This is a genomic window from Dongia sp. (assembly GCF_041909655.1).
GTDB lineage: Bacteria > Pseudomonadota > Alphaproteobacteria > Dongiales > Dongiaceae > Dongia.
On the sequence record NZ_JAYRDA010000006.1, the window covers coordinates 64,569 to 87,198 of the forward strand.

Genomic DNA, 22,630 nt, shown 5'->3' on the forward strand with positions numbered 1-22,630 from the left:
GGCAGACGGAATGATGCCGTTCGGATTCCTCGCCGATATTGTCCTGATCGTCCTTCTGGTGGCGACGCTGATCTATGTCCTGAAGCTGTCGCGGCGCCTCGCCGAATTGCGCCAGGACCGGCAATCCTTCGAGGGACTCATTACCACCTTCGCCAAGGCGACCGCCGATGCGCAGCGCAGTGTCGCCGAGTTGCGCCAAGGTGCCGAGGGCATCGGGCGTGACCTCAGCGGCCGGATCGAGCGTGGACAAAGCGTGGTCGGCGAATTGCAGCACAGCGCCGACGATCTGAAGATGCTGATCAATCGCGCCGAGACGGCCGCCGGCAAGCTGGAAGCGGCGATCGGCGCCTCGCGGCAAATGGCGACCCAGCCCACGCGGCCGGCCGAGCCGTCGCAGCGGCAGCCGGAACCGCCGGCGCCGGAGCAAAATCCGCAGGACCCGCAGACGCGGGCCTTGCTGTCGGCCCTGGGCCGCATTCGCTAGGATCTGACATGACCACGCCATTGCCTCAGCCGCATAGCCAAACGCCGCAAGGTCCAGCGTCATCGCCGACGCGGTCGTCATTCCGGTTGTTGCCGATGCTGATCCTTGCCATGGGGCTGGTGCTGACCATCCGGGTCGGCGATGTGTGGCAGGAGATGTCGGTCGGCATCGGGACGGAAACCCAGGCGCAGACCGCGCCGGCGACGGATGCGGCTGAACCCGCCCCGGCCGCAGATACGCAATCCGCCGCCACCGAACCTCCAGCGCCCGCGGAAGGAGCGCCGGCTGAGGATGCCGCCGCGGCCGAGACGGCGCCGCCTGAAGATCCGCTGGATTTCACCGATGAGGAGGTCGAGGTCCTGCAGCAATTGGCCAAGCGCCGCGAGGAACTGGATCTGCGCGCGCGTCAGTTGGACGAACGGGAGGCCATGGTCGCCGCCGCGGAGCAGCGCATGGAGCAGAAGATGGCCGAGCTCCGCGCGCTCCAGACCACGGTCGAAGACCTGCTGGTCAAGCGCTCGGAGGTGGAAGAGGCGAAGCTCCAGACCCTGGTGCAAACCTATGAAAAGATGAAACCCAAGGACGCGGCGCAGGTGTTCGAGGAAATGGACATGGATCTGCTGCGCGACCTGGTCAGCCGCATGAAAACCAGCCGGGCGGCCCCCATCCTGGCCCTTGTTTCGCCCACCAAGGTCAAGGAATTGACCCTGGAATTGGCGGAAGAAAATGCCTTGCCCTTCGCCCCTTAGCGGGTGTCGATCTAAAATTAACCCGATTTGTCCGGCGGTTTAACCGCGACTTAACCTATTTGCTGCAAGTTTCAGGCGGTTACGGGGCAAACCTCGCCCTTTGGTGGGGCTGTGTTGGAGTGAGAGGCTAGAGATGTCGGTTGATCTGAATATGAACGTCCTCATCGTCGATGACTACAAGACGATGCTCCGTATCATTCGCAACTTGTTGAAACAGCTTGGTTTTAACAATGTCGACGAAGCGACGGACGGCTCCGCGGCGCTGCAGAAGCTGCGCGACAAAGATTACGGCTTGGTCATTTCCGATTGGAACATGGAGCCGATGACCGGCATCCAGTTGCTGCGCGAGGTCCGTGCCGATGCCAAGCTAAAGGGCATGCCCTTCATCATGATTACCGCGGAAAGCAAGACCGAGAACGTGATCGCCGCGAAGGAAGCCGGCGTGAACAATTACATCGTGAAGCCCTTTAATGCGGCCACGCTGAAGACCAAGCTGGTGACCGTCCTCGGCAATTTCTGACCCAACGGAAAGGGCCAAGACCATGACCGCTTCTGTGCCCCCCGAACTGCTGGGCCGATTGAGCGAATTGCAGGGACGCATGCAGAACGTGAGCCGGGCTGAAATCGCCGAAGTCGTTTCCGCGCTGCTGTCGGAGATGGAAGGCGACCTTTCGGAAGACAATCTGCGGCTGTTTGCCGAGCTGGAATCGCTCTCGCGCTATATCATCGCGGCGAAATCCGAGATCGCGGCCCTGCGCCCCGACGAAATCACGGCGCGGCATTTGCCCAAGGCGACGGACGAGCTCGACGCCATCGTCGGTGCCACCGAAGAGGCGACCAATTCGATTCTGGCGGCGATGGAGACCCTGGAAACCGCTGCCGGCGAAATGCCGCCGGAAATGGCGGAGAAGGTCACGGAAGCCGTGACTCAGGTTTATGAAGCCTGTAACTTCCAGGACATTACCGGTCAGCGTATTACCAAGGTCGTCAATACGCTGAAGCATATCGAAGAGAAGGTGGAAGCGCTGGTCGCGGCCTTCGGTGACGAGATCGCCAAGTACAAGGCGGCTCACCCGGACACCGAAGAACCCAAGGCGGAGCAGCAGAAGCCGACCGATGCCGATCTGCTCAACGGGCCGCAATTGCCGGACGATGCGTCCAAGCAGTCAGAGATCGACGCGCTGCTGGCAAGTTTCGATTAAAAGCGCCGCCTAACGCCGGCGCGAGCCGAGCGATGGAGATGCCGGAATGGCAGGACCGCCCCAGATCGGGCCAGGCACATTTTCTGCCAATGGCGGGGCGGCGCGAAACCCGCGCAGCAATGCATTCCTGATTGCCCCGCCGGCACCGCCGGCCCGGAATCCAAGCCTGGTTCCGTTTCTTGCGATCCAGCTTCTTGTCCTCGCTTTTTTCATCATCCTCACCTCGCATACGACGCTGAACGCGGAAAAAGCCCGCGCGGTGACCGAGAGCGTGCAGCGAAAATTCTCCGGCATGCAGGACAATGTCGCGGCCGGCGCGCAAGGTGGGGCCCTGGAGCCGGAAGCGCGCGACGTGTTGCAGAACGTGCTGGTCGCCTTTCAGGGCTTGATCCCGCTGGATCGCAATGTCCGTCATCTGTCGGTGCTGGAACAGACGATCAAGCTGCCGGTCGAGCTCTTCTTCGCCGGCGATTCCACCGAGGTCCTCGATAGCCGCCGCAGCCTGATCGACGAGGTGATGCGCGCGCTCGATTTGCGCCCGGCGGACTGGGGGTATGAACTGGAAATCCTGGTGCAAGGCGATCCACCCAGCGCCCTGACCCTTGACCGCGCCGCCAACCTGGCCGCCGCATTGGCGCAGGAAGGCCGGGGACAACCCAGCATCGTCGTCGCCATGGGGCGTGGCGATCCGGCCTGGATGGTGCTGATGGTGCGGCTGCGGCCGAACCAGACGGCACCCGATCAGATGGGGCCCGATCAGATGGGGCCCGCCGGCACCGCCGTCGAGGAGCCGGTGCCGTGATGCTCGACCGTGATTTCCTGAAATCGGCTTATCCCAAGGTCGAGGAGACGGGCCAGCCGCCCTGGCTCATCACCTTTGCCGATCTGGTTTCGTTGATGCTGGTCTTCTTCGTCATGCTATTTGCGATGTCGTCGCTGGATAGTGAGCCGCTGCAGCAAATCCTGGGGCGGAACCCGATTCCGCAGGTGATCGAATCGCCGGAGGAATTGGTGCAGGAGCGGTCGATGGAACGCGCACCGGTGGCGGATGCGCGCGATCCGGATTATCTTCTCTCGGTCTTCAAGACCAAGCTGGAGTCGGACCCTTTGCTGCAGGACTTGCCCCTCACGAGCTATGGCGACCGGATCGTCCTGTCGATCCCGGCGGAGCGACTCGCGGCCGATCTTGAAGCCGGTCCCACGGGTCGTGGTGGTGCCCTGGTTCATGCGCTGGGCGGGGCGCTGCAGACGCTGCCCAATCAGATCGTCATCGACGGCTATGCGCCGGAGGGCGCCGGCGGCAATCGCTGGCAGAACGCCCTGCGTCTGGCCTATCGCATCGCCCATGGCCTGGAAGAAGCCGGTGTCGCCGGCCCGGTTCTGGCGCGCGGTCATGTCGCCGAAGCCGGGGCCGCGGCGGAAGCCGGCGGCGTCGATGTCGTCCTTCTGGATGGGACAGCGCCAATCCTGGCGCCGGTGGGCGCCGATACGCCGTGACCATCTGCGACCGCGCCTGGCGGTCTCTCCGGATTTTTGCATTTCTGTGGATCGCCGCGTTCGGGCTGGTGCTTGCGCATGTCGATGTGGCGCAGGCACAGGAAAATGCGCGGGTGCGCGGCGAATTGCGGGATGATTTCGGCCGCCTGACCCTCGATTGGGGCCAGGCCGGCGGGCCCAAGGTCACGGTCGGTCTCACGGATACGCAGATGGTCCTGCGCTTCGAACGCCCGGTGCGGCTGGATGCCGATGCGGTGCGTGCCAATCTCAAAGCCTATTTCCGCGATGCGACTCTTGCCGCCGACGGCCTCTCCCTGACATTGCCACTGAAGAAGCCGGTCACCTATCGCAGCAGCCGTGAAGGCGGCCGCTTCGTGCTCGATCTCGGGCAGCCTGGCGAGGCGGTGTTCGACAATGACGGCGGTGCCAAGGCGGAAGCGCCCACGCCGGAGCCGGCTGCAACAACCCAACCACCAGCACCGGTGGCAAGCCTGCCGGCCAGTACCCCGACGCAGTCTGCTGCTGCGCCCGCGGCAACGCCCGTCGCGGACGGTCCGAGCCTGCGGGTGCGGAGCGGTGAACACAAAGGCTATTCGCGCCTGGCTATTGACTGGCCGGACGTCGCCTTCACCCTCCGGCAAACGGGCGAGCAGGTCGAGCTGATCTTTGCCAAGCCGGCGCAGATCGATCTGGCGGCGCTGACAAAACGCCTGCCGCCGCGCATGCGCAATGTGACGGCGGGCCGCGATGCGGCGGGCAACCTCGTTATTGCGTTGCAAGTGATGCCGAATGTCACGGCGGCGGGCTTCCGCAACGGCGGCACGGTAGTGCTTGACCTGCGCGATGGCGCACCGCCCCCTGTGGCTGCCGATGCGGCACCGATCGCGCCCGCAATCGTGGCCGAGGCGCCTTCCGGGAGTCTGCCGAATGTGGCGGCGCCGGCCGAAGTTCCGGCTGTCGAGACGCAGCCCACGCCAGCGCCAACCGACGGTCTGGCCGTTCCCGCCTTGCAATCGGCACCACCCGTCGCCGATGCCGGCGCTGAAGCGGTGCAGGATGCCGCGCCGGCGCAACAGCCCGCGCCGCCGATCGCGACGCCGGTCACGGTGACCAAGGAACCGGCTGTCACGCCAAGCGCCGCGCCACCGGCACCTGTCTCGATTACCGCAACGGCAATCCCGGCCGAGAACGGTGCCGAGCTCAATTTCGCCTTTGCCGAACCGACCGGTCTTGCCGTGTTCAAGCGCGGCGAGGCGCTGTGGCTGGTCTTCGGGCGGCCGGGGCCGGTGGATATTCCTGGCCTGATCCGGTCGGCGCCGGTGCTGACCGGCCTTGCCCGCATCGAGACACCCTATGCGACCGTGCTGCGCCTGCCGGGCACGGCGCGGCTGGGTGGCGCCAATATGGGCGCGGCGATCAGCGGCGACGGGCGCCTGTGGCAGATCAGCCTGGGGCCGAAACGTAACCTGCGGCCGGCCAGCGTTGTCGAGCAGCGCCGCGAATCGCTGGCCAATGGCGGCACGTCGCTGCTGCTGCAGGTGACGGAGCCCGGCGCCGCCATCGATCTTGCCGATCCAGAGGCCGGTGACCGGCTGGCGGTGGTGCCGGTGAGCAATCCCGGGCTCGGCCTTGCCGACGGCGCGGATTGGCCGGACTTCCGCGTGCTCGCGAGCTTCCAGGGCATTGCCGTGATCCCGATCAGCGAGCGGACGCGCGTGCAATCCTTGCCCAACGGCGTTGTCGTGACGACGATCGGCGAGATTGCACCGCAGACGATCGCCGAAACCGAACCACCACCGCTGGAGAACGGCGAAGCGGCACCGGCCCAGCCGGCTGCCCCGGGCGATGCGCCGGTTGTGACGCAGGTTGCAACCGCGCCGGCTACAGGTCTGTTCGATCTTCCCACCTGGCGCAAGGGCGGCGAGGCCAGTTTCAATCAGGACGACGCCGCGATGCGCGCCGCGGTCGAGAACGCGCCTCCATCGCAACGCCCCGCCGCCAATCTGGCGCTGGCGCAGTTTCGCTTTGCCCATGCGCGCTATGCCGAGACCATCGAGGCGCTCGATCAATTGGTCGGGACGACGCTGGAAAGCGACCGCCTGGTGCATGCCTTGCGTGGCGCGGCCCTGGCATTGATGGGCCGTACCGAGGCCGCCAACGAGGTGCTGGCGGAACCTGATCTCGCGACCGTGCCCGAGGCGGCGATGTTCCGTGCCTTCCTCGCGGCCCAAGTGCGCGACTGGGCGGCGGCGGCTGAAGCCTTTGGCCAGGCTCTGCCATCGCTCGACGAATATCCGAAACCCGCCCGCATGCAGATCCGCCGCATCGCCGCCGAGGCGTTGATCGAACATGGCGATCCCCTGACGGCGCAATCCTTCCTCGACGGCATCCGCCTCGATTCACCCAGCGCCGAGGATCAGGCCTATCACGACTATCTCAGCGGCAAGCAGCAATTGCGCCTCGGCGACAAGGAGATGGCCGCCGAATTGTGGCGCAAGCTGGTCGACAGCCCGATCCCGGAAGTGCGTGCCCGCTCGCAATTCGATCTTGCCGAACTGGATCTTGCCGAGGGCAAGATCGACGCGAAGCAGGCGGCACAATCCCTGGAGGGGTTGCGGTTCGTGTGGCGCGGCACCGATTTTGAATTCGACCTGCTTTATCGCCTGGGCGAACTTTATCTCGCTTCCGATCAGCCGCGCCGCGGTCTCATGACTTTGCGGCAGGCGGCGACGAATTTTCCGACCAATGCCCGTGCCAAGGATGCGACCGATGCCATGGCGAAGGCGTTTTATGATCTCTATCTCGGCAATCAGGCGGACCGGCTGCCGCCCTTGACCGCCGTGGCCCTCTATGACGAATTCCGCGAGCTGACGCCGAGCGGCATCGATGGCGATCGCATGATCACCGCTTTGGCCGACCGACTGGTACGGGTGGATCTGCTCGACGGGGCCGCGCGCCTGCTGGAAACTCAGGTCACCAAGCGCCTGGCCGGCCTCGACAAGGCCAAAGCCGGCACACGCTGGGCGGCCGTCGCCTTGCTCGACGGCAAGCCCGATCAGGCGCTGACGGCGATCAAGGAAAGTGAAATCACCGACATGCCGCCGGATCTGGTTCAGCAACGGCGGCGCCTGCAGGGCCGGGCCTTGTTCGAAACCGGCGACACGCTGCAGGGCCTCTCGCTCATCCGCGGTGACAACAGCCTCGATGGTCTGTGGCTGAAGGCCGATCTGCAGTGGCGTCTGCGCGAATGGCCGGCCGCCGCCACGGCGCTTGGCGATCTGGTGCGCGCCGAGGCCGATCGCCTGCAGCTCAATCTGCCCACCGAACCCACCAGCGAAGACGTGGCGGCGGATCCCGCCGCGGCTTTGGTCGATCCGCTGGACAACGAAGCGGTCAATGCCGAGCGGGACAAGAAGTTCACCGAGGTGCTGGCACCACTCATCCTCAATCAGGCGACGGCGCTGTCGCTTGCCAATGATCGCGGCGGATTGCGGCGGTTGGCGCGCCAGCATGGTGCCCAGATGGCCAAGGGACCTTACGCGACCGCCTTTGCGACGCTGACCTCGCCCAGCGCCAACCTCGCCGACAGCATCAGCGCGGCGATGGACAGCGTCGATCAATTGGGCGCCTTCGTCGAGGATTACCGCGCGCGCTTACGTGCGGCCAGTCTCAGCGCGCCGGCCGAACCGTCTCTCTAGGAACGGCTAGCCGGCGACGTTGAAGCTGCGAATGAGGCTGCCGGCCACCAGATACCAGCCATCGACCATCACGAAGAAGATCAGCTTGAACGGCAGCGCGATCATCACCGGCGGCAGCATCATCATGCCCATCGACATCAGCACCGAGGCCACCACCATGTCGATGATGAGAAAGGGTAGGAACACCAGGAAGCCGATCTCGAAGGCGCGCCGGAGTTCCGAGATCATGAAGGCCGGGATCAGCACCTGAAACGGCGTTTCCGCCGGCGTCGCCACTTCGTCGATCTGCGCCATGTCCATGAACAGGACCAGATCCTTCTCGCGCACCTGGCTCATCATGAAGGTATGAAACGGCGCCGTGGCGGCGGCGAAAGCCTGTTCCTCGTCGATCTCCTCGGCGATCAGCGGTGCCACGCCGTCGTTATAAGCCTGCTCGAAAGTGGGGGCCATGACGAAGGCGGACATGAAGAGCGCCAGGCTGACCAGCACCATGTTGGGCGGCGTCTGCTGGGCACCCAGAGCGGCGCGCAGCAGCGACAGCACGACCACGATGCGGGTGAAGCTGGTGACGGTCATCAGGATGCCCGGCGCCAGCGACAGCACCGTCATCAACGCGACGAGTTGGATGATGCGACCCGTCGTGCCGCCGTTGGGGCCGTCGCCAAGATCCAGCGAGAAGGTCTGCGCCATGGCCGGTGCCACGGCAAGAAGCAATGGCAGGCCCACGGCGAGACCTGCCAGCAGGAGGTAACGCCGCCGTGTCATAAGGGCTTGTCTCCGCTGCTGGGACGTTCCGCGCGCAGGGTCGGCATCAAGCCACCCGCCGGTGCGGTTTCGGCCGCCATGGTCTGGGAATGGGCCAGGGCGCGTTCGAAGGTCTTGGCATCCGCCGCGCCGGCAATGCCGGATTCGATCACGAGGTCGCCGGTCGGCCCCAGCAGAAGCAGATGCTCGGTCTGATCGCGGCGCACCAGGACCAGCCGGTGGCGCGGTCCGGCGGCGATCGAATCAACCACCTTGAGGCGTTTCTTGCCGCCGGGCCGGGCCATGCCGCCCAGGCCGAAACGGCGCAGCGCCCAGGCCAGCAGCAGGATGAGGCCCAGAACCAGGATGAGCGCCAGGACGAAGCGCAGATATTCGGAATCCATATCGACTCGATCTTACAGGTTCGGCTGAACTCTAACTCTTATCCGGCTTGCCGCCATAGGCCATCTGCGCCCGCAAGCGCCGGTCGGCCTGCGCGAGATCGAGCGAGAGGTCGAGATTGCGGCGCCGGAGGGCGAAATCGAGACCGTTGAGCTCGTTCATCACCGCATCGAGGGCCGGGCGCAAGGGTTTGGCAAGGACCGGATCGAGGCTGCCCACCGCGTCGCAGAGCACCGCGATGCGCATGGCAACGAGATCCAGCTCGACCAGTTGGCCTTCATCGGTGGCAAGCCGCGCCGCGCCGATAAGGCGGGCGAGATCGGCGATGGCAGCGGGCAGATCGTCATGATGCGGCGCGACGGGCGGCGTCATGGGGCACCATGCGCCTTGTCGTCGCCGGCGCGGCCATTGGCCCGGTAGATGTAGCTCAGGATCTCGGCCACGGCGGCAATGGCATCCACCGGAATCTCGGCTTCGAGTTCCAGCGTGGCCAGCAATTCGACCAGGTCCGGATCCTCGCGGACCGGCACCCCTTGGGCAAAGGCGATCTCCAGGATCTGCTCGGCCACCGCACCTCGTCCGGTCGCCACCACGCGGGCGCTCTGACCGGTATTGGCACCCAGGCGCGGCTTCTGCTCGATGGCGACCGCGATCGGCGTCTTTTCCTTGGGCTGCGGCCAGCGCGGCCGGCGGGGGCCGATCTCGTCCTCGTCGCTCTGACGCGCCATCGCAACGCTCCTTGGCCAGATTGCCGGTCCGGAACGGCCGGATTCGGCCTCACGACCGCCCCTCAACCCGCCCCACTTTCTCTTATACTATGTGAGCCGAGGCTTAACGAGGCCTTAACACCACCGGCAATATGATGGGAAATCAATATGTTCGCCCGCGGAGGCGGAGAAAGGCGGCAATTGGTCCGGACTTTAGCCGCGGTCTTTGAAGCACTGCTTCACCCATTCTTCTGCATTTTCCTCTGCTTCGGAACCTAGGGATGACTCGGCGCTTATAAGCTTCCTCCAGTTTTCCTCGGTTTTTTCTGCAATAAAGACATCACGCGCGCTTTTGAACTCTGGTGAGAGAGTGGCTTCAAGCTTTCCATATAGGCATTTCATGAGGTCTTCAGGCTCCGCCCAATTCACTGGACGCCCCTGAATGCGCTTCATCGATCTGACAAAGAACTCATAAGGTGTTGTTACATCCGCGTATTGCACAAAGTCATCAGCAACATCTTCGAGGTAGCATTTCTCTATTGCCTCTTTGTAAGCAGCTTGCTCGGTAACGTAAGCGACCTCGCCATTTTTTATGGACAACACAAGAGCGTCCGCGTTTGCCTTTGTGCGGTCGGCAACAAAGGTGTTCACAGCGGACACCAGCCGCGGCGAAGATAACTTCGTGGCCGTGACCGAGGCGCAGTCTCGAAATCCGGATGTATATATAAAGTGTCCGCGCAGCTTGCGGTCATGAGCATACTTGTAGGCCCACTTCCAGAACGACGGCACGTCCTTGATGTCGGCGAATTGACCGACGTCAAACTTGGTAGCCGAAGCCGTGGACTGGGAAGTGGACTTTGGCGCTGACGTTGAAGCACACGCACTGACAACCAGCAACACCGCGAAAATCAGATAGCGCATAGGAGTCCCCGTTTCCTCTGGCCGGATTATACACACGGAATGGAAGAACGAGGAAGGCAGGCAGCACGGCGCGGTCGCTCGAGACGAAGCGTAATCGCTTCGTTGACGTTTGACTGTGTTGCCAGAGCGCAGCATTGCGCGGAATAGGACCCGAACGGAGGCAGCATATGCGTTCGGCGTGGATATCGCGCGACTGGCGCGAGGTATGAACGACGAACTCAAGGATGTCCGGGAAACAATCTGCGGTATGCTTGAATGGATAGAGAAGGCAAGGAAAGCCGCCGATATGCTGCGCGGTTGGAAAAAGCGCAGAGAAATCGGAGCGCCGCCGAAGCAAATCGAAGACAAGACGGGTGATCTTGATGACGCCCTACCATTCCAGGGCCAATTCATAATTCGTTAACGTCTAGTGCCCAGTATGCGCGTAGTAATGTCTACAATTTTAGATTAATTTGGCTAAAGACTTTGGATCATGGTGATTCGAAGAGATGGGTAGGGATCTCGTTAAGGTCTCTGTCTCTGCACAATGCGATGGACGTTAAACTTAAATGTCTGATTTCATTGTGATTTGCAGATAGAAACAATTTTATATAATTTAACGGGATCTTAAGGGCTACCCCCGAGAATCGCCGGTGATCCTCGGGAAGAGGGGTGGCGAGAGGCTGTTTGGACCGGTCCCGATGACCGGTCGGCGGTGGCGCCAAGGGAGCGGAGCGGATGGATTTAAGCAGCATCCCGTTGTTCGAGCGGATCAGCGAGCGCATGGCCTGGCTGGGCGAGCGCACGCGCGTCCTTTCTCAGAACATCGCCAATGCCGATACCCCCGGCTACACTCCCAAGGACGTGAAGCCGCTCGATTTCGAGGCGGAGATGCGCAAGCTCGATCCGGTCGAGCCGCGCCGCACCAGCGAGCAGCATCTGACCGGCACGGTACCGCCGGCCGGCGATTTCGACGTCAAGAAATCGAAGAAATTCTACGAGCAGGCGGCGGAGAAAAACGCGGTCGTGATCGAAGAGCAGATGATGAAGCTCTCGGAATCGCAGGTGACCTACAACATGATGGTCAATCTCTACCGCAAGCATGTCGACATGTTCAAAACGGCGATCGGCCGCAACGTCTGATCGGAACCGTAACGGGAGCGCGTCATGGAACTTTATGATTCGATGTTCATCTCGGCCTCGGGCATGCGCGCCCAGGGCGAACGCCTGCGCGTCATCGCCGAGAACATCGCCAACGCCGAATCCGTGGGCGAGACGGAAGGCGAGGATCCCTATCGCCGCAAGGTGATCACGTTCAAGAACTATCTCGATCGCGACATCGAGGCGGATCTGGTCAAGGTGAACAAGATCGCCACCGATCCCAGCGAGTTCAAAAAGCGCTACGAACCGGGCCATCCGGCGGCCGACGCCAATGGCTATGTCAGCTATCCCAATATCAACACGCTGGTCGAAATGACCGATATGCGCGAGGCCCAGCGCTCCTATGAAGCGAATCTCAAGGTCATTGAAACCTCGCGGGCGATGCTCTCGCGCACGATCGATATTCTGCGCTGACGCCTTTCCTGATATACTGAGCGCCTGAACAAGGGATACCGAGCATGGCCGATCCGACCATCAGCACAGCCGTCAATGCCTACAATTCGGCCGCCAAGGCGATGGGCAGCAAGGGCCTGGAGCCGCGGGAGACGCCCGGCGTCAGCTTCGGCGAGTTGCTCCAGAGCATCAAGGACAACTCGATCGCCACCGGCAAGGCTGACGAGCATCAGAGCATGAAGGCCACTGCCGGCAATGCGGATGTCACCGACGTGGTGACGGCTGTGTCTTCGGCCGAAGTGACCTTGCAGGCGGTGACGGCAGTGCGCGACCGGGTGATTTCGGCCTATCAGGAAATCATGCGGATGCCGATCTGATCCCTCGGGGAAACAGATTCTCCGTTGCGCGGTTCCGGTCGCAGGATGACAAGATGGATGAGGCCGCACTTCTCGAAATCACGCGCAACGCGGTTATTGTAACCCTCAAGGTTGCCACGCCGGTCATGCTGATCGCCCTTGTGGTCGGTTTGATCATTTCGCTGTTCCAGGCGCTGACACAGATCCAGGAAGCCACGCTGACCTTCGTGCCGAAAATCCTGATCGTGTTCGCCTCGCTGCTTCTGCTGGCGCCGTTCATGCTGCACACGCTCATCGATTTCACCGAGCAATTGATGGCCCGAGTGGCCGGCTGACAGGGCGGGAGCAGGCCCGTCTCATGTCGATCACCGATTTTCTCACCAGCTCGGTCTTTCAGTTCTTCATCGTCTTCGCGCGCCTGGGCGGGGCCATTGCCTATCTGCCGGGCTTTGGCGAAAGTTATGTCACCATGCGCGCGCGCCTGGCTTTCGCGCTGCTGATGACCCTGGCGCTGTTTCCGATGGTGGGCGGAACCATGCCCGCTTTGCCTTCGCAACCAGCCCAGCTCGGCTTGCTGGTGCTTGGCGAGGTGACGATCGGCGTCTTCTTCGGCTTGATGTGCCGCGTCATCCTGATGGCGACATTGGCGGCGGGCATGATCATCGCGCTGCAGATCGGCATCGCCAATGCGCTGAGCAGTGATCCGACGACGGCGCAGCAGGGGGCCGTCACCGGCAACTTCCTGATCGCCGCCGCCGTCGTCCTGATTTTCGCCACCGGGCTCGATCACGCCACGTTGCGCGCGCTGGTCGGAACCTATGGGGTGTTTCCGCCCGGGGAATTGCCGAATCTCGCCGACATGGCCAATCTCTTTACCCGCGTGGTGGCCGACAGTTTCACCCTGGCCCTGCAGATGACGGCACCCTTTATCGTCTATGGTCTGGTGGTGCAGGTGGGGATGGGGCTGCTGGCGCGGTTGATGCCCACGCTGCAGGTCTTCTTCGTGATCATGCCGCTCCAGCTCCTGGTCGGTTTCGGCCTGATGGCGGTCACGGTCTCGGCCGCGCTGATCTGGCTGCTCGACGTCTATCAAGATCATCTGACGCCGTTCGTGGAATAGGGATGCCGCGCCGTGTCGGAAGACAATGACGACTCACAAAAAACGGAAGACCCAACCGGCAAAAGGCTGGAAGAGGCGCGCACCGAAGGCAATGTGCCGAAATCGCAGGAAGTCGGCCATCTGCTGATGATCACCGCCTTCACGCTGGGCGTCACGTTGTTCTCGGCGATGGTGGCCCGCGGAATCCTCGACATCTCGCTCCCGTTCCTCGCCAGTCCGGATCAGGTCCCGACCGATCTCAATCACCTTGTCAGTACCGCCTGGCATTTGCTGGGGCTGATCCTGCTGGCTGGAATCGGGCCGGTGATCCTGGCTTTCATGGCGGCCTTCGGCGCCAGCTATCTGCAATTCGGCCTGCTGTGGTCGGGCGCCAATTTGATGCCCAAGCTCAGCAAGATATCGCCCTTTGCCGGGTTCAAGCGGATGTTCTCCCTGCGCTCGGTCACCGAATTGCTGAAGGGTGTCCTGAAAATCTCTATCGTCGGTGCCGTCATCGGCTATCTCGTCATGCCCAGCGTCGGCGATCTGCATGAGCTCATCGGCATGGAGATCGTGCAGTTGCTCGCCAAGATGCGGGACATCGTCTATGTCGTGCTGATCGGCGTCGTGGTGGTGATGGCGGTCGTGGCCGCAGCCGACGTGCTCTATCAGCGCTTCGAGTACATGAAGGGCCTGCGCATGTCGCGCCAGGAACTCAAGGACGAATACAAGCAGACCGAAGGCGATCCGCTGGTCAAGGGCCGCCTGCGCCAGTTGCGCATGGAACGGGCCCGGCGCCGCATGATGGGCGAGGTGCCCAAGGCCGACGTGGTCGTCACCAACCCGACCCATTTCGCGGTGGCGCTCAAATACAGCCAGCTTGAAATGTCGGCACCCAAGGTCGTCGCCAAGGGAGCCGACAAGGTGGCGCTCCGCATCCGCGAGGTGGCGAAGGAAGCCGACGTTCCGATCGTCGAGAATCCGCCCCTGGCGCGCGGCCTCTATGCCGCCGTGGAACTCGACCAGGAAATCCCGGCCGAATACTACAAGGCCGTCGCCGAGCTCATCTCCTATGTCTACAAACTGAAACGGCGCCGCTACTGAAAAGACGGACGCGGAAAGGCTGCGGCGCTGGACGCATCGGCGGGATCAGTTACACTCGCCTTCCAGGATTCCGCGATGGGCGGGATCCTGCGTCGAATCATGTTGTCGGGGCGGTGCATGGGGTTTGGCAGCGGGACAATCGGAAGAGCGGCACTCCTGCTGGGCGGCGCTGTGGCGCCGATGGCCGCCGCCGCGCAGGAAGCCGATCCCGCGAACGCCGGGGCGGTATCGCCCTGGGGAATGATCGCCTTGGGGGGCGTTCCGCTGCTGCTTGCCGGGGCGGGAATCCTTGCCTGGCTGTGGCGCCGTTCCGCCGGACATCGCGATCTGCTGCTGGCCAGCCTCAACGCCACCAGCCGCGCCCGGCAATTGGTCGATGCGAAGGGGCGCGTCGTCCTTTCCAATGATGCTTTCGGCCGGCTCTTTGCCGGAACCACGGGGCCGCTGCCCGAGGTGCTGCGCCGGCGCGTGGCGCCGGGTTCCGACGCCGCCGAGATTCTCGGCCAGTTGATGCGCAGTGTCGCCGAAGGCGGGCGCGGACGGACCGAGATCGAGGTCGTCTCGGCCGATGGCGTCTCGGATTGGTTCGATATTTCTGGCCGCAGCATCGACGGGTTTCCGGGCTATGTGCTCTGGGGCGCCGAGTTGGTGACGGCGCAGCGCCAGATCGAGGAATTCATTCGCTCGGATCACGAAAAATTCGCCGACCTCATCGAACATGCGCCGATCGGCTTCTATTCGGTGGATGAGGAAGGCCGGTTCCTTTTCGTCAATTCCACCCTGGCGAGTTGGCTGGGCTTTCTGCCCAGCGATGACGGCACCTACCGGCAAAGATTGCACGATCTGGTGGCGGACAGCCTGCCGGCCAGCGTGCCGCCCTACAGCCCGTTCCGGGACCCGCTGGCGCATAGCGGCGAGGTGGTGCTGCGGGGCCCCAACGGCCACACCTTCCAAGCCTTTGTCCGTCACGACGTTGCCAGCATGCAATCGATCGATGGCGGCGGGGTCCGCCTGAGAACCCGTTCGGTGGTTCATGACCTGACGCGCGAACGCGAGCTGGAAAGCGCCCTGCAGGTTTCCGAGCAGTATTTTCAACGCTTCTTCGAGGAAGCGCCGGCCAGCATCCTGATGCTGGATGGCGAAGGTCGGGTGGAGCAAGCCAATCCGGCCTTCCAGCACCTCTTGATCGGCGCCGAATGGGCGCAGGCGCGTTTTGTCGATCTGGTGCAGCCGGAGGAGCGCGCCGCGGCCGAGGCGCATCTCGATCTGGTGATGAAGGACGGCCGGGCCGGTCCGCCGCTCACGGTCCGCCTGATGGGCGAGAAACAGCGTTCGGTGACCGTCTACGCCTCGCGCCGCGAGGATCGCGGGCGCGCCATCGGCATGATCCTCCATCTCATCGACGCCACCGAGCAGAAGCGGCTGGAAGCGCAATTCGCCCAATCGCAGAAGATGCAGGCGGTCGGCCTGCTCGCCGGTGGCATCGCGCACGATTTCAACAATCTGCTGACCGCGATGATCGGCTTCTGCGATCTGCTGCTGCTGCGCCACAAGGCGGGCGATCAATCCTTCGCCGATATCATGCAGATCAAGCAGAACGCCAACCGTGCCGCCAATCTGGTGCGGCAATTGCTGGCCTTCTCGCGCCAGCAGACCCTGCAGCCGCGCGTTCTCGACGTCACCGACGTGCTGGCGGAGCTCTCGCATCTGATACGGCGCCTCATCGGCGAGAACATCGAGCTTGCGATGGAGCATGGCCGCGACCTGGCTTCGGTCCGCGCCGATGCTGGTCAGCTCGAACAGGTGATCATCAATCTTGCCGTCAATGCCCGCGATGCGATGCCCGATGGCGGGCGCCTGCTGATCCGCACCCGCAACGTGACCACCAACGATCCGATCAGCCGCGGCGTCGAGGTGATGCCGCCGGGGAACTATGTCCTGGTGGAGATCGCCGATACCGGTTCAGGGATCGCACCGGAGATTCTCGACCGTATCTTCGAACCGTTCTTCTCGACCAAGGCGGTGGGTTCCGGCACCGGTCTCGGCCTTTCCACGGTCTATGGCATCGTGCGCCAGACCGGGGGCTTCGTTTTCGTCGACAGCCAGATAGGCCGCGGCACGACCTTCCGCATCTATCTGCCCCAGCATGCGGCTGCCGGCGATACCGCCGCCCGCGCCGATTATGCCGAGGACACGCCCCGGGATCTTACCGGGATCGGCACGGTCCTGCTGGTCGAGGACGAGGATGCGGTCCGCCTGTTCTCGGCCCGCGCGCTACGGAACAAGGGCTACAAAGTGCTGGAGGCCCGCAGCGGCGAGGCGGCGCTCGAAATCATGAACGAACAGGTGGACGGGATCGACCTCATCATCAGCGACGTGGTGATGCCCAATATGGACGGCCCGACCCTTATCAAGGAGGTCCGCCAGCGCCGGCCGGACGTCAAGGTGATCTTTATTTCGGGTTATGCCGAGGACGATTTCCGCCGCAAGGTCGATGCCGGGGAAGAGGCCCATTTCCTGATGAAACCCTTCACGCTGAAACAGCTCGCCAGCAAGGTGAAGGACGTCCTCGAATAGATCGCCGGCCGATGTCGCCGCACAAAAGAAAACGCCGCGCCCAAACTGGGCGCGGCGTTTTCGGATGACCTGAAGGTCGAAGGATCGGTTAGATCGAATCCTTCAGTTCCTTGGCGGCGCGGAAGGCGATCTTCTTCGACGCCTTGATCTTGATGGCTTCGCCGGTGGCCGGGTTGCGGCCCATGCGCGCCGGACGCTTGCGGACCTGGAAGATGCCAAGGCCCGGAATGCGGATCTTGTCGCCCTTCTTCAGGTGCTTGCCGACGGCGGTGATGAGATCGCCGAGGATCTCGTTCGCCAGCTTCTTCGACAATTCGTGCTTCTCGGCGAGGTCGGTGCCGAGCTGCTTCAAGGTCACGGTCTTTTGCGGTGCAGTTGCCATAATAAGCCCCTCTGTCTCAAATGATGCCCATGCGGGTGGTCCCAGTCGCGAAGCATAAACGCCGCCAGAATGAGTCGCAAACAAAGAAAGCGGCCTCCCATCGATAGAAATGCGCTTGACGCGGGCCCTTCTGAATGGTCTGGAACGACATGGGGAATCGGGGCGGGCTATGACCGCCGGCCCATTCCCGCCTGGAACCAGCCTGTGGAAATCCGCCGTTGCAGTTTCCGCGCGGTTTGATAAAAGGGCTGGAAATGCTTGATTTTGCGGGATCGGGGTGTAGCTCAGCCTGGTAGAGTACCTGCTTTGGGAGCAGGGTGTCGCTGGTTCGAATCCAGTCACCCCGACCATTCCGCACAAGGCCGTATGGACGTTCTGCAATGCAATAGCGATGCGTTTCAGCGTCTATTCGGTCAAGTTTTGAATGAAAAAAGTATCAGGATTTTGTGCGATTTTTCTGTGATCGGACGGATCCAAGCACGCTTCAGCAAGGAGTGACGGCACCATGGTGGCGCGAATCTATCGGCCGGCGAAGTCGGCGATGCAATCGGGTCGGTCGGGACGCAGCGCGGATTGGATCCTGGAATTCGCCCCGGAAACGCGGCGCGAAGCGGACCCCTTGATGGGCTGGACGTCGAGCGACGACACGCGGCGGCAATTGCGCCTCACCTTCGCCACCAAGGAAGAAGCCGTGGCCTATGCGACTCGCGAAGGCATTCCGTTCGAGATCGCGGAGCCGCGCGAACGCCAGCTTGCACCCAAGGCCTATGCCGACAATTTCCGTTTCGACCGCGTCGGCCGCTGGACGCATTGAGGACTGACCCCATAGCTCAGTTGGATAGAGCAATTGCCTTCTAAGCAATAGGTCGCAGGTTCGAATCCTGCTGGGGTCGCCAAGCTCATGGAGTGCTGTGTTGGACAACCGCGGAAAGTATGTTGCTCCAGCTATTCAAGCTACAGCGTTTAGCTGTGCGCATTGTGGAACATTGACATCTCAAACTTGGTTTGAACTTCATGGAGCAACTACTGCGAATGGCACTGCGCCACGTTTGATAGATGAAGATTTTGTTAAACAGCTTAAGCAATCGAATAACGGAAATGTCCCTAGTATTGTAGAGTTATTGGCTACCGGGCGCCCGACGCTGTTTGGTGAAATAGATTTGGTGCGCTGTAGGAGTATGGGAAATCTCTTTGTATCGCGTTGCATGGAATGCAAGGAGCTATCGCTTTGGATATTCGATCGCCTAATTTGGCCGACACAGACAGCCGCCCCCAAGGCTAATCCAGACCTACCTGCACATATAATTGGTGATTACGAAGAGGCTGCTGCGATACTTGACCTTTCCCCGCGTGGAGCTGCAGCTTTGCTTCGTCTGTGCGTTCAGAAGCTGTGCGCTGACCTTGGAGGTAAAGGTAAGAATCTAAACGACGATATCGCCAAGTTAGTAGCGAACGGTCTAGACTCGCAAATTCAGCAGGCGCTAGACATCTTGCGTGTCACAGGAAATAACGCAGTTCACCCTGGTCAGATGGACCTGAAAGATGATCGCGCAAGCGCATCGAAGCTGTTTGTGTTGCTGAATCTAATTGTCGACGAGTTGATAAGTAAACCTACCCGGATCAAAGCGATGTACGCAGGCTTGCCAGCGCGAGAATTGGACGCAATTGAGCAGCGTAATGCCAAAGCCATTAAAGGCCAGAAGGTAGAAAAATCTGACGAAAAAAGTTAACACTCAATGCGTGGATTCCTAAAATACGGTGCTCGGTTTTCTAGTTGAGCGACCAACTTGGCCTCAACGTATTGAAAGTAAGTAAAAAAATGAACGCCAAGAAATAGTTGGCGAACTTCTAAGCAATAGGTCGCAGGTTCGAATCCTGCTGGGGTCGCCATTCGCGGCGGGAGATAAAAAAGGCGTCGACGATTTCTCGTCGACGCCTTTTGTTTGATCGCAGCTTAGGGGATCAGGCGCGTGCCGGCTGTGCCTTGGCTTTGGCTTGGCCCAGCACATTGTCGAGTGCGTAGGCGCCGCTGCCCAGGAGCGCGCTGGCGAAGGAAACAACGATCAGGAAGATCGGATATTCCCAGCCGCCATTGGCGGCGCTGAAGACCCAGCCATTGCCGATATGGACCCAGGCGGCGCCGAGCAGGATCGGCACCAGGGCGAGGGCCACGAGGCGGGTCCGGAAGCCGATCACGAGCGCGATGCCGCCCACGAGCTCGGCCGCGAAAGTGAGGTAGGCGAGGAAAGCGGGCAGGCCCAGGGATTCGAAGAATTGCGCTGTGCCGGCGAGGGTAAAGGTCAGATATTTCAGAATAAAGCTGTGGGCGATGAACATGACGCCCAGGGACACCCGCAGCAGCAGGGCGGCGAGGGCGGCTTTGTTGGTCTCGGTCATGGTTGCGGGTTCCTTCTGCAACGAGGTTGGGCCGCACCCTGTGGGGAATTCGACGTGCGGCAAGTCACCGCGGCAATATCGTGCGTTGTGTTTGCGCCATAAATTGCCCATAAATGGGCAGAGTTTCTTGCAAATTCGCACAAGTGATATGGCTAACTCGCTGGAATGGAATGATTACCGTGTCGTGCTGGCCATCCATCGGACGGGTGGGCTGGCGCCGGCGGCGCGGGTGCTCGGGATCAATCACGCGACCGTCTTCCGCCAGGTGAATGCCATGGAGGCCCGGCTGGGCGCGCGCCTGTTCGACCGGCACCGCAGCGGCTATGGCCTCACCGCCGTGGGCGAGGTGGCGCTGGCCGCCGCCGAGGCGATGGAGATTCAGGTGCTGGCGGCCGAGCGGCGTATGACCGGCGGCGATCTCAGTCTTTCCGGCAGCATCCGTGTGACGGCCCCCGACGACATGGTGCAGCGGCTGCTCTTGCCGATGTTCGTCGCTTTCCGCGCGCGCTATCCGCAGATCGAGCTTGAGATCATCGTCGACAACCGCTTCCTCAACCTCTCGCGGCGCGAGGCGGATATCGCGATCCGTCCAACCTCGGCGCCACCGGAGGCGATGGTGGGGGTCAATGTCGGTCCGCTGGCTATGGCGACCTATGGTGTGCCCGAATTGGCGGCACAGATCGAGGCGGGAAATGCGATCTCGGATCTGCCCTGGATCGGCTGGGAGGACGGCGCGGATTCAATTGCCTTTGGCGGCTATTTCCAGCGTCTCGTGCCACGGCCGCTTTTCGTCTACCGCGCCAATTCGCTGCTGGCGCAGATTTCCGCGGCGGAAGCGGGGATCGGCATCGCCGTGCTGCCCTGCTTTGCTGGCGACGGTTCGGAGAAGCTCACCCGCATCGGTGCGGTGGTGGACAGCATGTCGAGTGACTTGTGGCTGCTGACGCATCCCGATCTCCGGCGCGCCGCGCGCATCAAGGCCTTCATCGATTTCATCTCGGGAGCGCTTCGCAAGAAGCGGCGCCTGCTGGCGGGCGAATAGGCGGCCGCTTTAGCGCTGGCCGCAGGAGCCGATCGACTGGATCGGGCAATCGGGAAATTCCGGCAGATCGACGGGCGAACTGATATAGATCGCGAGAAGCGCCATACCCGCAAAGGCGAGACCGAACACGGCGAAACCGGACATGCCCGCGCCCACCTGATCCATCTTGGGTTCAGGCCGCAGCAGGTCGTCGGTCACTGATGGCATCGCGCCGATGGTCTGCGCCACGCCTTTAACTTCACCCTTGGTCACGTCTCATCCGTCCATGAGCTTGATTTGCGTAGTTTATATGGTGTTTCACCGCTGAATCTGCTAGCGGCATTGCGTCACAGGGGAAGGGATTCTTGGCAGCGAACGAAATCGACCGATTGGACGCTTCGCAATGCCCCATTCTTGCCAAGGCGGGGACGATCGGGCAGTTTTCTTGCCAATGGCTGACAGGCGGTTCTCGCCTCGTGACAGCCGACAAGCATCAGACACGGGGGATCAAGGCATTATGGCTGGCACCTATATCAACATCGCGGCACCCGGCGGCGGTCAATTCCGCGCCTATATGGCGGTGCCGAAGGGGGGCAGTGCGCAGGCCCCGGGGATCGTGCTCTGCCAGGAGATTTTCGGCGTCAACGCCTATGTGCGCGAGACCGCCGATTATTATGCCGAGGAAGGTTATGTGGTGCTGGCGCCCGACCTCTTCTGGAGGATGGAGCCCGAGGTCGACATGGGCTATTCGCCGGAGGAATGGCAGAAGGCCTTCGGCTTCTTCCAGAATTTCGACATCGACAAGGGTATCGCCGATATCGGCGCCACGGTGACGGCGCTGCGGGCGCGGCCGGAATGCAACGGCAAGGTCGGCGTGCTGGGCCATTGCCTGGGCGGCAAGCTTGCATATCTCACCGCGGCCCGCGTCGCTGTCGATGCGGCGGTCGGCTATTACGGCGTCGGCATCGAGGGCTCCCTCGATGAAGCCAAGAACATCAAATGCCCGATTGTGCTGCATTTCGCCGAGCTCGATCAGTATTGCGGCAAGGATGCGCGTGACCAGATCTACACCGCCCTCAAGGATCGGCCGGAGATCGAGCTCTATACCTATCCCGGCGTCGATCATGCCTTCGCCCGCACGATGGGGGATCATTACAACAAGCCCGCATCTACGCTGGCACACTCGCGCTCGATCGCTTTGTTCCGCAAGGCGATCGGCCCGCGCTACGATCTCTCTGCCCTGTGGGACGCGCATTGCTATCACGAATTCGCGACGCGCGATGTGGCCGCCACCATGAAGACCATGGTCGCCGAACCCTATGTCAATCACATCCCGACCATGACCGGTGGCGTGGGGCAGAAGGAATTGGCGCGCTTCTACCAGCACCATTTCGTCAATGCCAATCCGGCCGATACCAAGCTCATCCCCATCTCGCGCACGATCGGCGCCGACCGCGTGGTCGACGAGATGCTGTTCTGCTTCACCCATGATTGCGAGATCGACTGGATGCTGCCCGGCGTGAAGCCCACCGGCAAATATGTCGAGATCCCGCTCGTCGCCATCGTCTGCTTCCGCGGCGACAAGCTCTATAACGAGCATATCTATTGGGACCAAGCTTCGGTCCTGGTGCAGATCGGGCTGCTCGATCCGAAATTGCTGCCAACCGCCGGCATCGAAACCGCCAAGAAACTCCTTGATGAAAAATTGCCCTCGAACACGCTGATGAAGCGTTGGGCGGAAAGCGCCGGCAAGTAAC

Annotated in this window: 27 protein-coding genes and 2 tRNA genes; 21 read left to right on the forward strand and 8 right to left on the reverse strand. The window is 62.1% G+C overall.

Annotated elements, in window-relative coordinates; genetic code table 11:
* Window positions 1-10: 10 nt before the first annotated feature.
* The 7 genes from ACE3PR_RS13480 (at window position 11) to ACE3PR_RS13510 (ending at window position 7,630) form a co-directional block, all read left to right on the forward strand.
* Window positions 11-484 carry a DUF6468 domain-containing protein gene (locus tag ACE3PR_RS13480; RefSeq protein ID WP_374372779.1) on the forward strand — a complete coding sequence of 158 codons (474 nt, stop codon included), beginning with the start codon at window positions 11-13 and terminating at the stop codon, window positions 482-484.
* Window positions 485-579: 95 nt separating this feature from the next.
* On the forward strand, window positions 580-1,233 hold the full coding sequence (locus tag ACE3PR_RS13485; protein WP_374372781.1) for a MotE family protein: 654 nt from the start codon (window positions 580-582) through the stop codon (window positions 1,231-1,233).
* Window positions 1,234-1,366: 133 nt separating this feature from the next.
* The gene (locus ACE3PR_RS13490) at window positions 1,367-1,753 is read left to right on the forward strand and encodes a response regulator (protein ID WP_374372783.1); all 387 of its coding nucleotides are present in this window, start codon (window positions 1,367-1,369) and stop codon (window positions 1,751-1,753) included.
* Window positions 1,754-1,775: 22 nt separating this feature from the next.
* On the forward strand, window positions 1,776-2,435 hold the full coding sequence (locus ACE3PR_RS13495) for a protein phosphatase CheZ (RefSeq protein ID WP_374372786.1): 660 nt from the start codon (window positions 1,776-1,778) through the stop codon (window positions 2,433-2,435).
* A 46-nt stretch (window positions 2,436-2,481) separates the two neighbouring features.
* A complete protein-coding gene (locus ACE3PR_RS13500) occupies window positions 2,482-3,237 on the forward strand; it encodes a hypothetical protein (RefSeq protein ID WP_374372788.1) in 756 nt (251 codons plus the stop codon).
* Window positions 3,237-3,932 (forward strand): flagellar motor protein MotB, encoded by a 696-nt coding sequence (locus ACE3PR_RS13505; protein ID WP_374373463.1) that lies wholly within the window; start codon window positions 3,237-3,239, stop codon window positions 3,930-3,932. Before ACE3PR_RS13500 ends, ACE3PR_RS13505 begins: the two co-directional genes overlap by 1 nt.
* Window positions 3,929-7,630 carry a hypothetical protein gene (locus tag ACE3PR_RS13510; RefSeq protein WP_374372790.1) on the forward strand — a complete coding sequence of 1,234 codons (3,702 nt, stop codon included), beginning with the start codon at window positions 3,929-3,931 and terminating at the stop codon, window positions 7,628-7,630. Before ACE3PR_RS13505 ends, ACE3PR_RS13510 begins: the two co-directional genes overlap by 4 nt.
* 6 nt (window positions 7,631-7,636) lie before the next feature.
* Here ACE3PR_RS13510 and fliP read toward each other — a convergent pair whose 3' ends face one another.
* From fliP to ACE3PR_RS13535, 5 genes are all read right to left on the reverse strand, one after another.
* The gene (gene fliP / locus ACE3PR_RS13515; RefSeq protein WP_374372792.1) at window positions 7,637-8,395 is read right to left on the reverse strand and encodes a flagellar type III secretion system pore protein FliP; all 759 of its coding nucleotides are present in this window, start codon (window positions 8,393-8,395) and stop codon (window positions 7,637-7,639) included.
* The gene (locus tag ACE3PR_RS13520; protein WP_374372795.1) at window positions 8,392-8,778 is read right to left on the reverse strand and encodes a flagellar biosynthetic protein FliO; all 387 of its coding nucleotides are present in this window, start codon (window positions 8,776-8,778) and stop codon (window positions 8,392-8,394) included. The genes fliP and ACE3PR_RS13520 overlap by 4 nt, the downstream gene beginning before the upstream one ends.
* 31 nt (window positions 8,779-8,809) lie before the next feature.
* Complete coding sequence (locus ACE3PR_RS13525; protein WP_374372797.1) at window positions 8,810-9,148, reverse strand: hypothetical protein; 339 nt, start codon at window positions 9,146-9,148, stop codon at window positions 8,810-8,812.
* Window positions 9,145-9,504: an EscU/YscU/HrcU family type III secretion system export apparatus switch protein gene (locus tag ACE3PR_RS13530; protein ID WP_374372799.1), complete on the reverse strand. Its 360-nt coding sequence runs from the start codon at window positions 9,502-9,504 to the stop codon at window positions 9,145-9,147. Before ACE3PR_RS13530 ends, ACE3PR_RS13525 begins: the two co-directional genes overlap by 4 nt.
* A 192-nt stretch (window positions 9,505-9,696) precedes the next feature.
* Window positions 9,697-10,404, reverse strand: a complete 708-nt coding sequence (locus tag ACE3PR_RS13535; protein ID WP_374372801.1) for a hypothetical protein — start codon at window positions 10,402-10,404, stop codon at window positions 9,697-9,699.
* A 205-nt stretch (window positions 10,405-10,609) separates the two neighbouring features.
* Here ACE3PR_RS13535 and ACE3PR_RS13540 point away from each other — a divergent pair, with 205 nt between their 5' ends.
* The 8 genes from ACE3PR_RS13540 (at window position 10,610) to ACE3PR_RS13575 (ending at window position 17,073) form a co-directional block, all read left to right on the forward strand.
* On the forward strand, window positions 10,610-10,807 hold the full coding sequence (locus ACE3PR_RS13540) for a hypothetical protein (RefSeq protein WP_374372804.1): 198 nt from the start codon (window positions 10,610-10,612) through the stop codon (window positions 10,805-10,807).
* A gap of 314 nt (window positions 10,808-11,121) precedes the next feature.
* Entirely contained in the window at window positions 11,122-11,526 is a 405-nt protein-coding gene (locus ACE3PR_RS13545; protein ID WP_374372806.1) for a flagellar basal body rod protein FlgB, read from the forward strand.
* Between the two features lie 24 nt (window positions 11,527-11,550).
* Window positions 11,551-11,958 (forward strand): flagellar basal body rod protein FlgC, encoded by a 408-nt coding sequence (gene flgC / locus ACE3PR_RS13550; protein ID WP_374372808.1) that lies wholly within the window; start codon window positions 11,551-11,553, stop codon window positions 11,956-11,958.
* Window positions 11,959-12,002: 44 nt separating this feature from the next.
* Window positions 12,003-12,314, forward strand: coding sequence for a flagellar hook-basal body complex protein FliE (fliE, locus tag ACE3PR_RS13555; protein WP_374372810.1), 312 nt, complete (start codon window positions 12,003-12,005; stop codon window positions 12,312-12,314).
* A 53-nt stretch (window positions 12,315-12,367) separates the two neighbouring features.
* Entirely contained in the window at window positions 12,368-12,628 is a 261-nt protein-coding gene (gene fliQ / locus ACE3PR_RS13560; protein ID WP_374372812.1) for a flagellar biosynthesis protein FliQ, read from the forward strand.
* 23 nt (window positions 12,629-12,651) lie between these two features.
* On the forward strand, window positions 12,652-13,413 hold the full coding sequence (locus ACE3PR_RS13565; protein WP_374372814.1) for a flagellar biosynthetic protein FliR: 762 nt from the start codon (window positions 12,652-12,654) through the stop codon (window positions 13,411-13,413).
* A 12-nt stretch (window positions 13,414-13,425) separates the two neighbouring features.
* Window positions 13,426-14,496 carry a flagellar biosynthesis protein FlhB gene (gene flhB / locus ACE3PR_RS13570; RefSeq protein WP_374372817.1) on the forward strand — a complete coding sequence of 357 codons (1,071 nt, stop codon included), beginning with the start codon at window positions 13,426-13,428 and terminating at the stop codon, window positions 14,494-14,496.
* Window positions 14,497-14,613: 117 nt separating this feature from the next.
* Window positions 14,614-17,073 (forward strand): response regulator, encoded by a 2,460-nt coding sequence (locus tag ACE3PR_RS13575; protein ID WP_374372819.1) that lies wholly within the window; start codon window positions 14,614-14,616, stop codon window positions 17,071-17,073.
* Between the two features lie 88 nt (window positions 17,074-17,161).
* Here the strand turns inward: ACE3PR_RS13575 and ACE3PR_RS13580 are convergent, their stop codons facing one another.
* Window positions 17,162-17,539 carry an HU family DNA-binding protein gene (locus ACE3PR_RS13580; RefSeq protein ID WP_374372822.1) on the reverse strand — a complete coding sequence of 126 codons (378 nt, stop codon included), beginning with the start codon at window positions 17,537-17,539 and terminating at the stop codon, window positions 17,162-17,164.
* A 189-nt stretch (window positions 17,540-17,728) separates the two neighbouring features.
* Here ACE3PR_RS13580 and ACE3PR_RS13585 point away from each other — a divergent pair.
* The 4 genes from ACE3PR_RS13585 to ACE3PR_RS13600 all read left to right on the forward strand — a co-directional run bounded on the left by ACE3PR_RS13585 (window position 17,729) and on the right by ACE3PR_RS13600 (window position 19,185).
* Window positions 17,729-17,805: transfer RNA gene (locus tag ACE3PR_RS13585), tRNA-Pro, on the forward strand.
* 155 nt (window positions 17,806-17,960) lie between these two features.
* Window positions 17,961-18,269 (forward strand): ETC complex I subunit, encoded by a 309-nt coding sequence (locus ACE3PR_RS13590; protein ID WP_374372824.1) that lies wholly within the window; start codon window positions 17,961-17,963, stop codon window positions 18,267-18,269.
* A gap of 5 nt (window positions 18,270-18,274) precedes the next feature.
* Window positions 18,275-18,351: transfer RNA gene (locus ACE3PR_RS13595), tRNA-Arg, on the forward strand.
* 18 nt (window positions 18,352-18,369) lie between these two features.
* Window positions 18,370-19,185, forward strand: coding sequence for a DUF4145 domain-containing protein (locus ACE3PR_RS13600; RefSeq protein ID WP_374372826.1), 816 nt, complete (start codon window positions 18,370-18,372; stop codon window positions 19,183-19,185).
* A gap of 232 nt (window positions 19,186-19,417) precedes the next feature.
* On the opposite strand, the gene ACE3PR_RS13605 is transcribed toward ACE3PR_RS13600, so the two are convergent.
* Window positions 19,418-19,852 carry a DoxX family protein gene (locus ACE3PR_RS13605; protein ID WP_374372828.1) on the reverse strand — a complete coding sequence of 145 codons (435 nt, stop codon included), beginning with the start codon at window positions 19,850-19,852 and terminating at the stop codon, window positions 19,418-19,420.
* Between the two features lie 148 nt (window positions 19,853-20,000).
* Here ACE3PR_RS13605 and ACE3PR_RS13610 point away from each other — a divergent pair, with 148 nt between their 5' ends.
* The gene (locus ACE3PR_RS13610) at window positions 20,001-20,894 is read left to right on the forward strand and encodes a LysR family transcriptional regulator (RefSeq protein ID WP_374372830.1); all 894 of its coding nucleotides are present in this window, start codon (window positions 20,001-20,003) and stop codon (window positions 20,892-20,894) included.
* 9 nt (window positions 20,895-20,903) lie between these two features.
* On the opposite strand, the gene ACE3PR_RS13615 is transcribed toward ACE3PR_RS13610, so the two are convergent.
* Window positions 20,904-21,146 (reverse strand): hypothetical protein, encoded by a 243-nt coding sequence (locus tag ACE3PR_RS13615; RefSeq protein ID WP_374372833.1) that lies wholly within the window; start codon window positions 21,144-21,146, stop codon window positions 20,904-20,906.
* Window positions 21,147-21,390: 244 nt separating this feature from the next.
* Between ACE3PR_RS13615 and ACE3PR_RS13620 the strand changes: the two genes are divergently transcribed.
* The gene (locus ACE3PR_RS13620; RefSeq protein WP_374372835.1) at window positions 21,391-22,629 is read left to right on the forward strand and encodes a dienelactone hydrolase family protein; all 1,239 of its coding nucleotides are present in this window, start codon (window positions 21,391-21,393) and stop codon (window positions 22,627-22,629) included.
* Window position 22,630: the final 1 nt, after the last annotated feature.

What these genes read in the sequence shown, in the direction of transcription:
- ACE3PR_RS13480 (WP_374372779.1), top strand. Translation starts at nt 11, where the DNA reads ATGATGCCGTTCGGATTCCTCGCCGATATTGTCCTGATCGTCCTTCTG.
- ACE3PR_RS13485 (WP_374372781.1), top strand. Translation starts at nt 580, where the DNA reads ATGCTGATCCTTGCCATGGGGCTGGTGCTGACCATCCGGGTCGGCGAT.
- ACE3PR_RS13490 (WP_374372783.1), top strand. Translation starts at nt 1,367, where the DNA reads ATGTCGGTTGATCTGAATATGAACGTCCTCATCGTCGATGACTACAAG.
- ACE3PR_RS13495 (WP_374372786.1), top strand. Translation starts at nt 1,776, where the DNA reads ATGACCGCTTCTGTGCCCCCCGAACTGCTGGGCCGATTGAGCGAATTG.
- ACE3PR_RS13500 (WP_374372788.1), top strand. Translation starts at nt 2,482, where the DNA reads ATGGCAGGACCGCCCCAGATCGGGCCAGGCACATTTTCTGCCAATGGC.
- ACE3PR_RS13505 (WP_374373463.1), top strand. Translation starts at nt 3,237, where the DNA reads ATGCTCGACCGTGATTTCCTGAAATCGGCTTATCCCAAGGTCGAGGAG.
- fliP (WP_374372792.1), bottom strand. Translation starts at nt 8,395, where the DNA reads ATGACACGGCGGCGTTACCTCCTGCTGGCAGGTCTCGCCGTGGGCCTG.
- ACE3PR_RS13520 (WP_374372795.1), bottom strand. Translation starts at nt 8,778, where the DNA reads ATGGATTCCGAATATCTGCGCTTCGTCCTGGCGCTCATCCTGGTTCTG.
- ACE3PR_RS13525 (WP_374372797.1), bottom strand. Translation starts at nt 9,148, where the DNA reads ATGACGCCGCCCGTCGCGCCGCATCATGACGATCTGCCCGCTGCCATC.
- ACE3PR_RS13530 (WP_374372799.1), bottom strand. Translation starts at nt 9,504, where the DNA reads ATGGCGCGTCAGAGCGACGAGGACGAGATCGGCCCCCGCCGGCCGCGC.
- ACE3PR_RS13535 (WP_374372801.1), bottom strand. Translation starts at nt 10,404, where the DNA reads ATGCGCTATCTGATTTTCGCGGTGTTGCTGGTTGTCAGTGCGTGTGCT.
- ACE3PR_RS13540 (WP_374372804.1), top strand. Translation starts at nt 10,610, where the DNA reads ATGAACGACGAACTCAAGGATGTCCGGGAAACAATCTGCGGTATGCTT.
- ACE3PR_RS13545 (WP_374372806.1), top strand. Translation starts at nt 11,122, where the DNA reads ATGGATTTAAGCAGCATCCCGTTGTTCGAGCGGATCAGCGAGCGCATG.
- flgC (WP_374372808.1), top strand. Translation starts at nt 11,551, where the DNA reads ATGGAACTTTATGATTCGATGTTCATCTCGGCCTCGGGCATGCGCGCC.
- fliE (WP_374372810.1), top strand. Translation starts at nt 12,003, where the DNA reads ATGGCCGATCCGACCATCAGCACAGCCGTCAATGCCTACAATTCGGCC.
- fliQ (WP_374372812.1), top strand. Translation starts at nt 12,368, where the DNA reads ATGGATGAGGCCGCACTTCTCGAAATCACGCGCAACGCGGTTATTGTA.
- ACE3PR_RS13565 (WP_374372814.1), top strand. Translation starts at nt 12,652, where the DNA reads ATGTCGATCACCGATTTTCTCACCAGCTCGGTCTTTCAGTTCTTCATC.
- ACE3PR_RS13575 (WP_374372819.1), top strand. Translation starts at nt 14,614, where the DNA reads ATGGGGTTTGGCAGCGGGACAATCGGAAGAGCGGCACTCCTGCTGGGC.
- ACE3PR_RS13590 (WP_374372824.1), top strand. Translation starts at nt 17,961, where the DNA reads ATGGTGGCGCGAATCTATCGGCCGGCGAAGTCGGCGATGCAATCGGGT.
- ACE3PR_RS13605 (WP_374372828.1), bottom strand. Translation starts at nt 19,852, where the DNA reads ATGACCGAGACCAACAAAGCCGCCCTCGCCGCCCTGCTGCTGCGGGTG.
- ACE3PR_RS13610 (WP_374372830.1), top strand. Translation starts at nt 20,001, where the DNA reads ATGGCTAACTCGCTGGAATGGAATGATTACCGTGTCGTGCTGGCCATC.
- ACE3PR_RS13620 (WP_374372835.1), top strand. Translation starts at nt 21,391, where the DNA reads ATGGCTGGCACCTATATCAACATCGCGGCACCCGGCGGCGGTCAATTC.